Source organism: Scandinavium sp. (assembly GCF_036271055.1).
Classification (GTDB): Bacteria; Pseudomonadota; Gammaproteobacteria; order Enterobacterales; family Enterobacteriaceae; genus Scandinavium.
Window position 1 is genome coordinate 92781 of the sequence record NZ_DATBBJ010000031.1, and the last position, 15607, is coordinate 108387.

The window sequence follows — 15607 nt, forward strand, 5'->3', positions numbered from 1 at the left end:
GTCATTTAATAAATTAGATTTTATCCCTGCCCCTTCTCTTGCATTATTTTAAGTAGTTTATAAAATACAAGGAAGGATATGAAAACAATCCTGCAAACGCCAGCGTTTCAGAAGTGGATATCAGGTCTCAGGGATCACCGAGCGAAGACGTTGATTTCCACTCGGCTATCCCGGCTCGCAAATGGACTCTTCGGGGATGCCAGACCCGTAGGAGAAGGGATCAGTGAGTTACGCATCCACCACGGCCCAGGATACCGTGTTTACTTCCAGCAAAGAGGTAATATTGTTCTTCTTTTACTCTGTGGAGGGGACAAAAATAGCCAAGATCGCGATATTGCTGAAGCCAAAATACTCGCTCGAGCATGTAATGAAAATGAGGATCAACCACATGATTAAATTAACCGTTTACGACCCAGCCGACGCGCTAATCAATGAAGAAGAAATCGCTGTGTTCATGGCTGACGCCATGGAAACCGGTGACGCCGCCTATATTGCAAAAGCCATGGGTATTGTTGCCCGTGCTAAAGGAATGGCGACAGTCGCCGCTGAAACAGGGCTTTCACGCGAACAGCTCTACCGTTCTTTCAGCGATAAAGGTAATCCCACGCTCAAAACAACGCTGGCCGTAATGAAAGCACTGGGTTTGGACTTAACGATAAAAAATACATAATTCAAAAACCTTCGTTTCTCTCATGGTCTTTTGCTTTACACTCAAGGCAAATCCTACGGAGGCACTACCATGGCACTTGCGCGACTGACACAGAAAGACATGACGGAAAGTGAACAGCGCGAGCTGAAGACGCTGCTCGATCGCGCTCGTATTGCCCACGGTCGCACGTTGACCAATGCGGAAAATAATCACGTGAAGAAAGAATACATCGACAAACTGATGGCTCAGCGTGAAGCCGAAGCGAAGAAAGTCCGCAAAGAGAAGAAACAGAAAGCGTATAAGCCGGATACCGAATCCACATTCTCCTGGTCTGCGAATACTTCCCCACGCGGAAGACGATAACCCACAAGCCCGGCGGTAATTCGCTTGCCAGGCCTGCAGATTTCCAACGGGATTAACGCCCTTTCTTCTTGCGCCCCGCCGACGCAAAACGTTTGCGGTTCGCCAATTCGGCAGGTGTTTTCGCCATATTCTTCCCACCGCTGCTGGCGGGCTTTTTCGCTGGCGTCGCAGCAGTTTTCGGTTTGGCTTTTGGTTTTGCCGGTTTGGCTTCGGAGGACGAATCTTCGATAAGCTTAAACAGCTCGATCAGCTCGTCGTCGGTCAGATCGCGCCATTCGCCTAACGGCACGCCTTTCAGGCTGACGTTCATGATGCGAGTACGTTCCAGTTTCGTGACTTCAAAGCCAAAATGTTCACACATGCGACGAATCTGACGGTTCAGCCCCTGAACAAGCGTGATACGAAACACGAACGGCGCTTCTTTCTTGACCTTGCATTTTTTGGTCACCGTCCCGAGGATCGGCACGCCTTTGCCCATACCAAGAATAAAATCATCGGTTATCGGTTTGTTGACCGTCACCAGATATTCTTTCTCGTGATCGTTACCCGCACGAAGAATTTTGTTCACCAGATCGCCGTGATTGGTGAGGAAAATCAGGCCCTGAGAGTCTTTATCGAGGCGGCCAATAGGGAACACACGGCTGCTGTGGTTGACGAAATCGACGATATTGTCCTTTTCGCCATTCTCAGTCGTACTCACGATGCCGACGGGTTTGTTCAACACGATTAACACCAAATCGTCTTCCTGACGCGGCTCAATCAGCTGGCCGTTGACCTTCACGACATCGCCTACGACGACCTGATCGCCCACCACGGCACGTTTGCCATTAATGAACACGTTGCCCTGTTCGATGTAGCGGTCGGCGTCACGACGTGAGCAGATGCCACTTTCGCTGATGTATTTGTTTAATCGGATGGATTGAGTCGGCAGCATAGTTTCTCCTGTAAGCGCGAACTATACCAAAGGCCGATAGCCTTAGAAAATAGCTATCGGCCTGATGTTGCGGCAGTTCAGAAATTAATAATCGTCGCGGTCGTCGTCTTCGTCCGGCTGCTCCATCACACTATAAGCCACGGCACAAAACAGTGAATTTAGGCGCTTCATATCCCCTAACAGCCCCAAGTGCAGCGAACTGGTTTCGATGCTTTGCACGTTTTGCTGATGCAATCGGTCGACATGCGCATGCGAATAGCGACGGTTCATGATGCGGAAACGGTGCTTGTTGCGGCGCAGACGACGAGCGCTATCGACGTCGCCGGAGAAGAACACCGACATTGCCAGTTGCAGGTTGCTGAGCAGTTGATCGTACAAACCATCCAGCTCTTTCAGCCCTTCGACGGAAAATGCACGGCGCGCGGCCAGCGATTTGTCGGCGATTTCACTGCCCATGCGCTCGATGATGTCGGACGCCTGTTCAAGGTTCAGCGACATCTCGATGATTTCCGCCCAACGCCGCGACTCCTCTTCCGCCAGTTCATCTTTCGGCATTCGGGCCAGATAGAGTTTGATGGCGGTGTACAGCACGTTTACATCATCCGCGATTTTACGCAGTTCTTTCTCTTCACGCGGCTCACCATGAATGACTTTGCGCAGGCCAACCATCATGTTTTCCATCGCATCACCAATGCGTAACGTTTCACGGGCAGCATTGGCAAGCGCCAGCGTCGGCGTATCCAGCGCCGTTGGGTCGAGATGTTTGGGTTTCAGCCGCGTATCCAGTTCCGGGACTTCAACAATAATGCGTTTGCAGAACCGTGCCATTGGTTCGGCGAACGGCACCATCGCCAAACAGCGGATCAGGTTGTAGAACACGTGGAAGTAGATAACCAGTTCCGATTTCGCCACCGGCAAGCGGGCCATGACGTCCGCCAGAATGTGGATAAACGGCAGCACAATCAGACTACCCACCAGCTTGAAGAGCAAACTCCCAAGCGCCACGCGACGCGCAGCGGCATTGGCGGTGCTGTTATTGAGCATTGCCAGCAGGCCCGAACCGAGGTTCGCGCCAATCACCAGACACAGCGCTACCGGGAAGGAAATCACACTGGTCGCGGTTAATGTCGCGGTCAACAGCACGGCGGCGAGGCTGGAATAAGTGATCACCGCGAATAACGCGCCGATCAACGCATCCAGCAGAATGTCGCCAGTCAGGGAGGCGAATATTACCTGCACGCCGTTGGCTTGGGTTATCGGATGGACGGCCTGAACGATAAGCTCCAGTGCCAGTAATATCAGGCCAAGGCCAATCCCCACGCGCCCAAGTTGCCCGGCACGGGTTTGTTTGCGCCCGAGGAAGAAAATCACGCCGATAAAAATCAGCAGTGGCGATAACCAGGAGAGATCGAAGGTCAGCACACGCGCCATCAGCGCGGTCCCGACGTCAGCTCCAAGTACGATAACCAGCGCAGGCGTCAGCGCCACTAAATCTTGTGCCACAAATGAAGTGACCAGCATGGTGGTGGCATTGCTGCTCTGCACCAGCGCAGTCACGCCAATGCCTGCACTGAAGGCGAGCGGTTTCTTTTCAACGCTGCGGCTGAGCACGGTGCGCAGGCGTGCGCCGAAAACACGCATCACGCCGGTTCGAACGATGTGTGTGCCCCAGACCAGGAGCGCCACGGCAGATAGCAGGTGTAACAACGTTAGCACGGGTTTTTATTCTCCTTATCGTTATACGTTTTTATGGGATTTTCATCCTCACCCTCTTTCAGTATAAGGGTTTACGTTCAATAAAGAGACAAGGCACCGTGAAGGTGCCTCGTTTGTTGTAAGAAAAGATGACAGATTTGTGAACTCGCGATCGCCCTGCCGCGCTTTTTGATGAGTGATGCCGCCTGTAAAAACGACTCTAATTTTAACTGATCGCTTGTGACGACTTTCTACACCACAAAAATGTACTGACTTTGCCTATTTCTGAGAAGATAAAAAATGACACACCCAAATACCAGGGATAACCATCGATAAAATTCAGTAGATAAGGAATAAATGTCAGAGAGCACGTTAGAGAAAAGATTCGTAAAAATTCCTGACAGCAAAAGAATGAGAGCGCGACATCCCTTTTAATCATAAAGGCATATGAAGAATAAAAAAGAGAAAGATGCATCAGGATATTCAACACAAAAAAGACCTGGATATAAAAGCTATCCCAACCCTTAACGTCCAGCGAAGCAAGGTTGCCATAAAACTGATGCACATCCGAATAAAAGGGAACATGTCCTTTATAGAAGGATAAGAGGCAATAGGTTAGCACTGCTAAAACATCCATGCAGCCCCAAAATATGAATATCTTATTTTTTAAATTCATAGTCTTCATCACTTCCAGTGATGTCCTTTATAGCTTGCCTTCATTATATTTCCGAAATCAATAATTGAATAACTTTAATGAAATATAAAATAACCTCACTTAGTTTACTAAAAATTGACTCCAATCACTTAATAACATGTATCGTAGAAAAATATTAAATAAGAGAAATAAAAAAGGGCAGATTATCTGCCCTTTTGCTTGAATCAGTCGGCATCGTAGCCAAGATTAGGGGCCAGCCAACGTTCGGCTTCTGCTACGCTCATGCCCTTACGAAACGCGTAATCTTCCACCTGATCGCGCTGGATTTGCGCCACCGCGTAGTACTTGCTGTCCGGGTGGCTGAAATACCAGCCGGAAACGGACGCACCCGGCCACATGGCGTAGGATTCGGTGAGTTTCATGCCCGTATGCGTTTCAGCATCCAGCAGCTCCCAAATGGTCGCTTTTTCAGTGTGTTCCGGACATGCCGGATAACCTGGGGCCGGACGAATACCCTGATAGTTTTCGCGGATCAGTTCTTCGTTGCTGAGGTTCTCATTGGCGGCATAACCCCAATGTACTTTGCGCACGCGTTCATGCAGGTATTCCGCAAACGCTTCTGCCAGACGATCGGCCAGCGCTTTGATCATGATTTTGTTGTAGTCGTCGTGCTGTGCGTCATAGGCGTCTGCCAGCGCGTCCTCTTCCAGCCCGCCCGTTACTGCAAACGCACCGAGATAATCGGCTTTTCCGGACGTTTTCGGGGCGACAAAGTCAGCCAGGCAGTAGTTCGCGAAACCGACTTTTTCCGTTTGCTGGCGCAGATGACGGCTGACTGTCAGCACGCGCGTACGCGTTTCATCACGGTAAATTTCGACATCGTCGCCGACACGGTTAGCCGGGAACAGCCCCACCACACCACGCGGGTTCAGTAATTTTTCAGCGCTGAGTTTGTCGAGCATTTCATTGGCATCGGCGAACAGGCGTTTCGCTTCTTCGCCCACCACTTCATCTTCAAGGATGCGTGGGTATTTACCCGCCAGCGACCAAGTCATGAAGAACGGCGTCCAGTCGATATAATTACGCAGCGTTTCGATGCTGGCAGTGACAGGCTGTACGCCAAGACGATGCGCGACCGGTGGCGTGTAGCTCGCCCAGTCGAAAGCCAGATCGTTATCGCGCGCGGCCTGTAACGAGACCGGCGGCGTACGCGGTTTTTTACGCGCATGCTGGATACGTACCGTGTCATATTCCTGACGCGTACGCGCCACAAAATCATCGCGCTGCGTCGCTGAAAGCAGTGCAGAGACCACGCCCACAGTTCGCGAGGCGTTCTGCACATACACCGTTGGGCCGCTGTAGTTTTGCTCGATTTTCACCGCCGTGTGCGCTTTCGAGGTCGTCGCGCCGCCAATCAGCAGCGGAATGGTGAAGCCCTGCCGCTCCATCTCTTTCGCCACGTTGACCATTTCGTCCAGCGACGGTGTAATCAGCCCGGAAAGGCCAATCAGGTCAGCATTCACTTCGCGCGCGGTTTTGAGGATTTTGTCCGTCGGCACCATCACGCCAAGATCGATAATTTCGTAGTTGTTACATTGCAGTACCACGCCGACAATATTTTTGCCGATGTCGTGCACGTCGCCTTTCACGGTGGCGATGACCATTTTGCCGTTGGTCTGGCCTTTCTCTTTGCTGGCCTCGATGTACGGTTCCAGATACGCCACCGCCTGTTTCATTACGCGAGCGGATTTTACTACCTGCGGCAGGAACATTTTGCCTTCGCCGAACAAATCACCGACCACGTTCATGCCGTCCATCAGCGGACCTTCAATCACCTCAATCGGGCGTGATGCCTGTTGGCGTGCTTCTTCGGTATCCAGTTCTATAAATTCGGTAATGCCTTTGACCAGCGAATATTCGAGACGTTTTTTCACGTCCCAGGCGCGCCACTCGGCTTGCTGGACGATAACGGCTTCATCGGATTTGCTGCCGCGATATTTTTCGGCCAGATCCAGCATGCGTTCGGTCGCGTCATCGCGACGGTTGAGGATGACGTCTTCGACGCCCTCGCGCAGCTCGGCAGGCAAATCATCATAAATCGCCAGTTGTCCGGCGTTAACGATGCCCATGTCCATGCCGTTACGAATGGCGTAGTAGAGGAATACGGCGTGGATCGCCTCGCGCACCGGGTCATTGCCTCGGAACGAGAACGACACGTTGGAAACGCCGCCGGAGATCAGCGCATGCGGCAGTTCGCGTTTGATGTCTTCACACGCGCCGATGAAGTCCTGCGCGTAGTTGTTGTGCTCTTCGATGCCGGTCGCGACAGCGAAAATATTGGGGTCGAAGATAATATCTTCCGGCGGGAAGCCCACATCTTTGGTCAGAATGTTGTAGGCGCGGCGGCAAATTTCGATTTTGCGTGCGCGAGTGTCAGCCTGACCTACTTCATCGAATGCCATCACCACGACAGCGGCACCGTAACGGCGCACTTTTTTGGCGTGATGGATAAAGGCTTCGACGCCCTCTTTCATTGAAATGGAGTTCACGATGCCTTTGCCCTGAATGCATTTCAGGCCTTTTTCGATGACATCCCATTTCGACGAATCGATCATGATCGGCACACGGGCGATGTCCGGCTCACCGGCAATCAGGTTGAGGAAACGCACCATCGCCGCTTCGGCGTCGAGCATCCCTTCATCCATGTTGATGTCGATGATTTGCGCGCCGCTTTCCACCTGTTGACGCGCCACATCCAGCGCTTCGGCGTATTTCTCTTCTTTAATCAGACGTTTGAATTTAGCGGAACCGGTCACGTTAGTACGTTCACCGACGTTCACAAACAGGCTGCTATCGCCAATATTCAGTGGCTCCAGACCCGCCAGACGACAGGCCACAGGGAGTTCGGGTAACTGGCGCGGCGCGAGGCCCTCAACCGCACGGCTCATCGCCGCAATGTGTTCCGGCGTGGTGCCACAGCAGCCGCCAACGATATTCAGGAACCCGGACTCGGCCCATTCGCGGATCTGCGCCGCCATGGTGTCGGCATCGAGATCATATTCACCGAACGCATTCGGCAGCCCGGCGTTCGGGTGCGCGGTGACGTAGCATTCGGCGATACGCGACAATTCCTGCACGTACTGGCGCAGCTCGTCCGGTCCCAAAGCACAGTTCAGGCCAAACGACAGCGCATCCGCATGGCGTAGCGAGTTATAGAACGCTTCGGTGGTTTGCCCGGAAAGCGTGCGACCGGAGGCGTCGGTGATCGTGCCAGAAATCATGATCGGTAAATCGACACCCAAGGCTTCCAACTCTTCTTTCACCGCATAAATCGCGGCTTTGGCATTGAGGGTGTCGAAAACGGTTTCGATAAGGATCAGGTCGGAGCCGCCTTCCACAAGCGCTTTGGTCGATTCGCGATAGGCGCCCACCAGCTGATCAAAGGTGACATTACGAAACGCCGGATCGTTCACATCAGGTGAAATTGACGCGGTGCGGTTGGTCGGGCCAAGCACCCCGGCGACGTAACGCGGTTTATTCGGCGTGCGCGCCGTCCATTCATCGGCACAGGCGCGCGCCAGTTTCGCCGCCGCGAAGTTAATTTCCGCCGACAGCGATTCCATCTGGTAATCCGCCATGGCGATGGTCGTCGAGTTAAAGGTGTTGGTCTCGACGATATCTGCCCCGGCTTCGAAATAGGCATTGTGGATGGCGGCAATCACCTCCGGCTTGCTCAGTACCAGCAGGTCATTGTTGCCTTTTACATCGCAGGGCCAGTCAGCGAAGCGCTCGCCACGATAATCTTCTTCGTTCAGGCGATAGCTCTGGATCATGGTGCCCATGCCCCCGTCCAGAACCAGGATTCGGTCTTTTAATTGCTGCTTCAGCTGTTTTTCGATGGTGCTCACGCGGACTCCCGACAACGCTCTTATCAACAAGCCATAGTGGCATAATCAACCAGTGTGGAAAAGAGAGCCACGCTGAACATGAGAGATGTTCACTTCCACTGCTCCGATCAGTTCTGATAACGGTTGCATTATAATCAAATAAAACGAAAATGATTTCCACGATACAGAAAATGGAGGCTGTTATGGTTGCCACTGTTCCCGCTAAACGCGGCAAGAAACCACGTGCTGCCGCCACCGCAGCCGCCCCTCAACTAACCGGTCAGGTCCAGTCGCTGACACGTGGCCTAAAACTGCTGGAATCAATTGCAGAATCCCACGGCAGCGTGGCGTTGACCGAACTGGCGCAGCAGGCTGGCCTGCCGAACTCCACCACACACCGTTTGCTGACCACCATGCAACAGTTGGGGTTTGTCCGTCAGACAGGAGATTTGGGCCACTGGACAGTAGGCGCACATGCGTTCATCGTCGGCAGTAGCTTCCTGCAGAGCCGCAATATACTGGCTATCGTCCACCCTATTTTGCGCACGCTGATGGAAGATTCCGGCGAAACCGTCAATCTGGCGGTGCTCGATCAGAGCGATCATCAGGCCATTATTATCGACCAGGTGCAGTGCACGCAGCTGATGCGCATGTCCGCGCCGATTGGTGGCAAACTGCCGATGCACGCCTCGGGTGCCGGGAAAGCCTTTTTGTCACAACTGAATGACGAACAGGTCAGCGGCCTGCTGCACCGCAAAGGGCTGCATGCGTATACCCATGCGACGCTGGTGTCTCCGGTACATCTGAAAGAGGATTTGGCACAGATCCGCAAGCGCGGCTATTCATTTGATGACGAAGAGCATGCCCTCGGTCTGCGCTGTGTGGCGGCCTGCATCTATGATGAACACCACGAACCTTTCGCGGCGATCTCCATTTCCGGACCGATTTCCCGCGTCACTGACGACAGGGTTACGGAGTTAGGCGCGTTGGTGATCAAAGCGGCGAAAGAAGTGACGCTGGCGTACGGTGGGACGCGATAAGGTTGTTTTGCCCGGCGGCGCAACGTTGCCGGGTCTCCAATGTAGGTCGGGTCTGGCGTAGCCGCCACCCGATACTAGCCATAGCGCACGCTAAACCGCTGGCGCTTCCGATACGCAAAAACATCTTCCACATGCCCATCGCGAATACGGGTTTGCAACCCGCGCCAGTAATCCGCACGTAATAAATCTGCATGCATTTCTTCGAACAATGGCCTGATTCGCGCATCTGCGCAAAGCCAGTGGCGGAACTCTTCCGGAAATACATCGCCAGGCGATACGCTGTACCACGGCTCGCTGGCGAGCTCATCTTCCGGATAACGTGGCGGCGGGATGTCGCGAAAATTCACTTCGGTCATGTAGCAAATTTCATCGTAATCATAGAACACCACTCGCCCGTGGCGGGTCACGCCAAAGTTCTTGAACAACATGTCGCCGGGGAAAATATTGGCCGCTGCGAGCTGGCGAATGGCGTTGCCATATTCTTCTACGGCATCACGCAACTGCTGACCGCTGACCTGCTCAAGCCAAAGATTCAGCGGCACCATCCGGCGTTCAATGTAGAGATGACTCAGGACAATGCGGTCGCCGAGATCGGTGATTTTCTGCGGGACTTCCTGCCAGAGCAAGTCGAGCAGCGCCGGGGAAATTTGCCGTTTCTCCAGCACAAAGTTCTCAAACTCCTGGGTATCTGCCATCCGTCCTACGCGGTCATGTTCTTTCACCAGTTGATAGCAAGCTCGCACGTGCGCGGCATTCATCTCTTTCTGCGGCGCGAAGCGGTCTTTGATCACCTTAAACACCCGGTCAAAACCGGGCAGTGTGAAGACCAACATCACCATGCCGCGAATACCGGGCGCTTCAATAAACTGTTCATCCGTTTGGCGAATCCAGGTCAGATACTCGCGATAGCTCTCCGTTTTGCCGTGCTTCTGACAGCCAATTGCCATGTACAGCTCGGCGGTACTTTTCCCCGGCAAAATCTCCCGCAGCCATTCCACCAGCGCCGCAGGCAGTGGCGCATAAACCATAAAATAAGAGCGGGCAAAACCGAAGACTATGCTGGCTTCTGTGCTGGTTGTCAGGCAGGTATCAATGAATAACTCGCCGTCATCACTGCGATGAATGGGCAACAGCAAGGGCACCATGCCATGCGGCGTATGCAGTTTGGCGACCAGCCAGGCGGCTTTGTTGCGATAAAACAACTCATTAGCGACCTGAAGATGCGATTCGCGCAAAATCTCAGGCCCGAAAGTCTCCGTCAGATGCGCCACGATGTAGCCCACATCGCGGGATTTATCTTGCCAGGGAAGGCGCAGCGGCAAATCCATCAGCATTTGGCTTAGTAGCATTTCCCAGCCTTTGTCGGGATAAAAGTCTTTCGCCAGTGGACGCGGAATTGAACGAAAACGGCGTTCCGGCTGAGAACTGAAAATAAAAAGCCGCTCGGGAGTCAGCGAGCGGTGGTCAAATAACCGGCAATACACAGAGTTAAAAAAGCTTTCAGCAATTTCAAAGCGAGGGTAATCAGGTAACAGTTCGATGTAATGATCTTTCACACGCAGTAAAAACGCGGCATCCGGGCTTTTGCCTTCGGTGATACAACGCAGTTGCTCAACCACCAGTCCAACATGATGATCATAAAGATGAATACGCTGCTTCATCGCCTGCTGTACTGCGTGCCAGTCTGCTTGCTCGAAGCGCTGCTGCGCACCGGAAGTCACTTCCAGAAAGCGGCCATACTGCGCGTCGAAACCTTGCAGGATAGTCTGGGCAATCAGTAATTCCAGGCCACGCGGCATACTTTTCCCTCATCATGATGCGGATATTGCCGGATGGCGCATTCACTTATCCGGCCTACGCAACTCTTGTACGCCCGGCAAGCAAAGCGCTACCGGGCATCATGACAATCAGAACTGCGACTCTTCCGTCGATCCGGTTAACGCGGTGACCGACGACGCGCCGCCCTGAATGATGGTTGTCACCTTGTCGAAGTAGCCGGTGCCCACTTCCTGCTGATGTGACACGAAGGTGTAACCCTCTTTGCCGCATTCGAATTCAGGCTGCTGCACTTTTTCCACGTAATGACGCATCCCTTCGCCCTGCGCGTAGGCATGGGCTAAATCGAACATGTTGAACCACATGCTGTGAATGCCCGCGAGAGTAATGAACTGGTATTTGTAGCCCATTTCAGACAGTTGCTGCTGGAAGCTGGCAATGGTTTTATCATCGAGATTTTTCTTCCAGTTAAACGATGGCGAGCAATTGTACGCCAGCAATTTGCCCGGGTATTTCGCGTGAACAGCCTCAGCAAAGCGACGCGCCAGTTCGAGGTCCGGCGTGGACGTTTCACACCACACCAGGTCTGCATACGGCGCGTACGCCAGGCCACGGCTGATCGCTTGCTCAATGCCTGCGTGAGTACGATAGAAACCTTCGCTGGTGCGCTCGCCGGTAATAAACTCGCTGTCGTACGGGTCGCAGTCGGAGGTGATCAAATCAGCGGCATCTGCATCAGTACGGGCGATCAGTAAGGTGGGTACGCCGAGAACGTCAGCAGCCAGGCGCGCGGCCACCAGTTTCTGAATCGCTTCCTGAGTTGGCACCAATACTTTGCCGCCCATGTGCCCGCATTTTTTCACTGACGCGAGCTGATCCTCAAAGTGAACCGCAGCCGCACCCGCTTCGATCATCGACTTCATCAATTCAAATGCGTTAAGCACGCCGCCAAATCCGGCCTCTGCATCCGCCACGATCGGCAGGAAATAATCGATAAAGCGTGGATCGTTAGGCTCAATGCCCGACGCCCATTGGATCTGATCCGCACGACGGAACGTGTTGTTGATCCGATCGACCACCGAAGGCACGGAGTTGGCCGGATAGAGCGATTGATCCGGATACATGCTGGATGCCAGGTTGGCATCTGCCGCCACCTGCCAGCCGGAGAGATATACGGCTTCAATGCCCGCTTTTGCCTGCTGCAACGCCTGCCCGCCGGTCAGCGCACCGAGACTGTTTACGTAGCCCTTTTTCGATTCGCCGTGCAGCAAGCGCCACATTTTGTCTGCGCCGCGCTGCGCCAGTGTGCATTCCGGATTCACCGAGCCGCGTAATTTCACCACCTCTTCCGCGCTGTACGGGCGGGTAATGCCTTCCCAGCGTGGGTTCGTCCATTCTTGTTTTACGTCTTCGATTTGTTGGGTACGGGTTTTCATTGGCAGATGCTCCATTTTTATTATGGGGTGAAATTAGGCCAGCAGGCGGTAGCCGGGCAGGGTTAAGAAGTCGACAAGTTCTTCGGAGGTGGTGATTTGTTCCATCAGACGCGCGGCTTCATCAAAGCGACCGCTACTGAATCGGTGTTCACCTAGCTCCTCCTGGACCACCATCAGTTCTTCATTCAGCATCTGCCGGAATAGTGCTTTGGTGACAGGCGTACCGTCGCTGAGCGTTTTTTGGTGATGGATCCACTGCCAGATAGAGGTGCGGGAGATCTCAGCTGTGGCGGCGTCTTCCATCAGGCCATAAATAGGTACGCAGCCATTGCCAGAGATCCACGCTTCGATGTACTGCACCGCCACGCGAATATTGGCGCGCATGCCGCTTTCGGTTCGCTCGCCTTCGCAGGGCGCAAGCAACTGTTCGGCAGTTATCGGCGCATCTTCATCACGGGTGACAAACAGTTGGTTTGTGTTGTCACCGAGCCTTTCGTTAAACACCGCCATGGCGGTATCTGCGAGGCCTGGATGCGCAATCCATGTGCCGTCGTGTCCGTTGTTCGCTTCGAGCGCTTTGTCCGCTTTCACTTTGCTGAGCACCTGAGCGTTTCGCCCGGCATCTTTGCTAGGGATGAATGCCGCCATGCCGCCCATCGCAAACGCACCGCGTTTATGGCAGGTTTTGATCAGCAAACGCGAATAGGCGCTGAGGAACGGTTTATCCATGGTGACCACCTGGCGATCCGGGAGCACGCGGTCAGGATGATTCTTCAACGTTTTGATATAGCTGAAAATGTAATCCCAGCGCCCGCAGTTCAGGCCAACAATGTGGTCACGCAGCGCGTGCAGAATTTCATCCATCTGGAACACCGCTGGCAACGTTTCAATCAGCAGCGTGGCTTTGATGGTGCCGCGCGGCAGACCGAAGCAATCCTCGGTAAAGCTGAACACTTCACTCCACCAGGCCGCTTCCTGCCAGGCCTGGGTTTTCGGCAGATAAAAATAGGGACCGCTGCCTTTAGCCAGCAGGTTTTTATGGTTGTGGAAAAAGTAGAGAGCAAAATCAAACAGGCTGCCCGGAATCGATTCCCCGCGCCAGGTGACATGTTTTTCCGGCAAATGCAGACCTCGCACGCGACAAACCAATACGGCAGGGTCGGGCTTCAACTGATAGATTTTCCCATCTTCATTGGTGTGACTGATGGTTCCATTGACCGCGTCGCGCAGGTTGATTTGCCCGTCAATGACCTTATGCCAATTGGGTGCCAATGAGTCTTCGAAATCCGCCATGAAGACTTTAACGTTAGCGTTCAGCGCATTGATAACCATCTTGCGCTCAACAGGGCCGGTGATCTCCACGCGGCGGTCGAGCAGATCCTGAGGAATACCGCGGATTTTCCACCCCCCATTTCTAATGGAATCTGTTTCCGAAATAAAACCAGGCAAGCGCCCATCATCAATATCCTGCTGTTGCTGGATACGTGCAGCCAGCAATTGGTTGCGCTTCGGCGTAAACCTTGTGACCAGTTCACTCAGGAATTCGACAGCTTCCGGCGTCAGGATCTGCTTCTCCTGCTCGCCAAATGGCTGGTTAAAGTCCAGTTCTTCGGTAGTTGTTGCCTGTTGTGTCATTGCGCGGCTCCTCGTCATTGATCCAAAGTCACTCCCCAAAGCGAACGAAGATCGTTGTATGGTTTTCGTTCAGCTCAATTAAGCCTACGCAATTATTATCTAAAATCAAAAACAATTTCCATTTTCAAATAAAACATAAGCTAATTCATTGATAAAAATGAAATTAAAGTTGATCAATGATTTGGTGCGGATTTCGGAAATAAAAAAAGCACCCGAAGGTGCCTAATGTGGAGTGCTGAATCGCTTTACGATCGCGGAAGTGGGAGATTACTCCAGAGTTGGATTCATATGGCGCAGATCGTATGGCGTGATCTGGTAGACGTAATAGTTCAGCCAGTTAATGAACAGTAGGTTTCCGTGACTACGCCAGGTTGCCCGGGGTTTGTTCTGTGGATCGTTTTTCGGGAAATAATTGTGCGGGACTTCCGGTGAAAGGCCAGCTTCTTCATCACGGAAAAATTCACTCGCCAGTGTGTGAGCATCATATTCCGGGTGCCCCGTGACAAAAGCGATGCGCTTGTCTTTGCTGGCAAACAGGTAAGCGTCTCCGTCTTCCGTTTCCGCCAGGATATCGAGATCGGTGTAGTCGCGGATCACCGATGCAGGAAAATCAGCATAACGTGAATGAGGGGCGAGGAAAGAATCATCAAAACCGCGGGTCAGCAGTGCGTGTGGATGCAGAATGTGGTGTTCGTAAACGCCAGAAAGCTTATCGGAACGGGTTTGTTTCGGTATACCGTATAAAATATTCAGTGCCGCTTGTACGGCCCAACAGACGAACAACGTTGAAGTGACATGATCTTTGGCCCACTCCAGCACCTGTTTAATCTGCGGCCAGTAGGCCACATCGTTGAATTCAACCAGCCCCAGCGGCGCGCCAGTAACAATCAGGCCATCGTAATTATCGTTGCAGATGTCTTCAAAATTGCAGTAGAAGTTGTTGAGATGCTCTGTGGGTGTATTCCGCGATTCGCGTGCATCAATACGAAGTAGCTGTACATCGACCTGCAGCGGTGAGTTCGACAGCAAGCGGAGAAACTGGTTTTCCGTCTCAATTTTCTTCGGCATCAGGTTAAGGATCAGCACCTTAAGCGGGCGAATTTCCTGATTGGTGGCACGCGAAGCCGTCATCACAAAGACGTTTTCATCACGCAAGAAATTGACGGCCGGCAGCTCGTCCTGCACCCGAATCGGCATAACCTTATTACCTCACAGCATACGTTTACACGTTTAGACATCCAGATAGCTGAAGATAACCAGAAATAAGCAAAATGTCGAGTCCGCATGTAAAAGGTGAGAAAGTTTCATGAAAACGGGTAGGAGCGGCATCGTTGAGCTGATCTATGGCGATCGTAAAAAACGGCGAAGAAGAAAATTGTGGATATGCCTGTGGATAGGTTGTGCAACAACGCAAAAAGCCCAGTCTTTCGACTGGGCTTTCCACTTGTTTGATGCCTGGCAGTTCCCTACTCTCGCATGGGGAGACCCCACACTACCATCGGCGCTACGGCGTTTCACTTCTGAGTTCGGCATGGGG

General features: G+C 52.8%; 11 protein-coding genes and 1 rRNA gene. 4 read left to right on the plus strand and 8 right to left on the minus strand.

Annotation, left to right across the window (positions count from 1 at the left end; translation table 11 throughout):
* The first annotated feature begins 78 nt into the window (after positions 1–78).
* From VH187_RS04800 to VH187_RS04810, 3 genes are all read left to right on the plus strand, one after another.
* Positions 79–396: a type II toxin-antitoxin system RelE/ParE family toxin gene (locus VH187_RS04800; protein ID WP_329700348.1), complete on the plus strand. Its 318-nt coding sequence runs from the start codon at positions 79–81 to the stop codon at positions 394–396.
* On the plus strand, positions 389–670 hold the full coding sequence (locus tag VH187_RS04805) for an addiction module antidote protein (protein WP_329700349.1): 282 nt from the start codon (positions 389–391) through the stop codon (positions 668–670). The genes VH187_RS04800 and VH187_RS04805 overlap by 8 nt, the downstream gene beginning before the upstream one ends.
* Before the next feature lie 69 nt (positions 671–739).
* Complete coding sequence (locus VH187_RS04810) at positions 740–1012, plus strand: YjbD family protein (protein WP_329700350.1); 273 nt, start codon at positions 740–742, stop codon at positions 1010–1012.
* Positions 1013–1064: 52 nt separating this feature from the next.
* On the opposite strand, the gene rluF is transcribed toward VH187_RS04810, so the two are convergent.
* The 3 genes from rluF to metH form a co-directional block, all read right to left on the minus strand.
* Positions 1065–1946: a 23S rRNA pseudouridine(2604) synthase RluF gene (gene rluF / locus VH187_RS04815; protein WP_329700351.1), complete on the minus strand. Its 882-nt coding sequence runs from the start codon at positions 1944–1946 to the stop codon at positions 1065–1067.
* A gap of 84 nt (positions 1947–2030) precedes the next feature.
* Positions 2031–3662, minus strand: coding sequence for a Na/Pi cotransporter family protein (locus VH187_RS04820; RefSeq protein WP_329700352.1), 1632 nt, complete (start codon positions 3660–3662; stop codon positions 2031–2033).
* An 858-nt stretch (positions 3663–4520) separates the two neighbouring features.
* A complete protein-coding gene (gene metH, locus VH187_RS04825) occupies positions 4521–8204 on the minus strand; it encodes a methionine synthase (RefSeq protein WP_329700353.1) in 3684 nt (1227 codons plus the stop codon).
* A 182-nt stretch (positions 8205–8386) separates the two neighbouring features.
* Here metH and iclR point away from each other — a divergent pair, with 182 nt between their 5' ends.
* Positions 8387–9223 carry a glyoxylate bypass operon transcriptional repressor IclR gene (iclR, locus tag VH187_RS04830; RefSeq protein ID WP_329700354.1) on the plus strand — a complete coding sequence of 279 codons (837 nt, stop codon included), beginning with the start codon at positions 8387–8389 and terminating at the stop codon, positions 9221–9223.
* 74 nt (positions 9224–9297) lie between these two features.
* Here the strand turns inward: iclR and aceK are convergent, their stop codons facing one another.
* The 5 genes from aceK to rrf form a co-directional block, all read right to left on the minus strand.
* Positions 9298–11022 carry a bifunctional isocitrate dehydrogenase kinase/phosphatase gene (gene aceK / locus VH187_RS04835; RefSeq protein WP_329700355.1) on the minus strand — a complete coding sequence of 575 codons (1725 nt, stop codon included), beginning with the start codon at positions 11020–11022 and terminating at the stop codon, positions 9298–9300.
* A gap of 108 nt (positions 11023–11130) precedes the next feature.
* Entirely contained in the window at positions 11131–12435 is a 1305-nt protein-coding gene (gene aceA / locus VH187_RS04840) for an isocitrate lyase (protein WP_329700356.1), read from the minus strand.
* Between the two features lie 33 nt (positions 12436–12468).
* A complete protein-coding gene (gene aceB, locus VH187_RS04845) occupies positions 12469–14070 on the minus strand; it encodes a malate synthase A (protein WP_329700357.1) in 1602 nt (533 codons plus the stop codon).
* A 267-nt stretch (positions 14071–14337) separates the two neighbouring features.
* The gene (gene metA / locus VH187_RS04850; RefSeq protein ID WP_329700358.1) at positions 14338–15267 is read right to left on the minus strand and encodes a homoserine O-acetyltransferase MetA; all 930 of its coding nucleotides are present in this window, start codon (positions 15265–15267) and stop codon (positions 14338–14340) included.
* A 256-nt stretch (positions 15268–15523) separates the two neighbouring features.
* Positions 15524–15607: ribosomal RNA gene (gene rrf, locus VH187_RS23530) — 5S ribosomal RNA — on the minus strand; the annotation flags it as partial.

Bases quoted from the DNA above. Each gene is read 5' to 3' on its own strand.
- VH187_RS04800 (WP_329700348.1), top strand. From the start codon at position 79: ATGAAAACAATCCTGCAAACGCCAGCGTTTCAGAAGTGGATATCAGGT.
- aceK (WP_329700355.1), bottom strand. From the start codon at position 11,022: ATGCCGCGTGGCCTGGAATTACTGATTGCCCAGACTATCCTGCAAGGT.
- iclR (WP_329700354.1), top strand. From the start codon at position 8,387: ATGGTTGCCACTGTTCCCGCTAAACGCGGCAAGAAACCACGTGCTGCC.
- aceB (WP_329700357.1), bottom strand. From the start codon at position 14,070: ATGACACAACAGGCAACAACTACCGAAGAACTGGACTTTAACCAGCCA.
- metA (WP_329700358.1), bottom strand. From the start codon at position 15,267: ATGCCGATTCGGGTGCAGGACGAGCTGCCGGCCGTCAATTTCTTGCGT.
- VH187_RS04805 (WP_329700349.1), top strand. From the start codon at position 389: ATGATTAAATTAACCGTTTACGACCCAGCCGACGCGCTAATCAATGAA.
- rluF (WP_329700351.1), bottom strand. From the start codon at position 1,946: ATGCTGCCGACTCAATCCATCCGATTAAACAAATACATCAGCGAAAGT.
- VH187_RS04810 (WP_329700350.1), top strand. From the start codon at position 740: ATGGCACTTGCGCGACTGACACAGAAAGACATGACGGAAAGTGAACAG.
- aceA (WP_329700356.1), bottom strand. From the start codon at position 12,435: ATGAAAACCCGTACCCAACAAATCGAAGACGTAAAACAAGAATGGACG.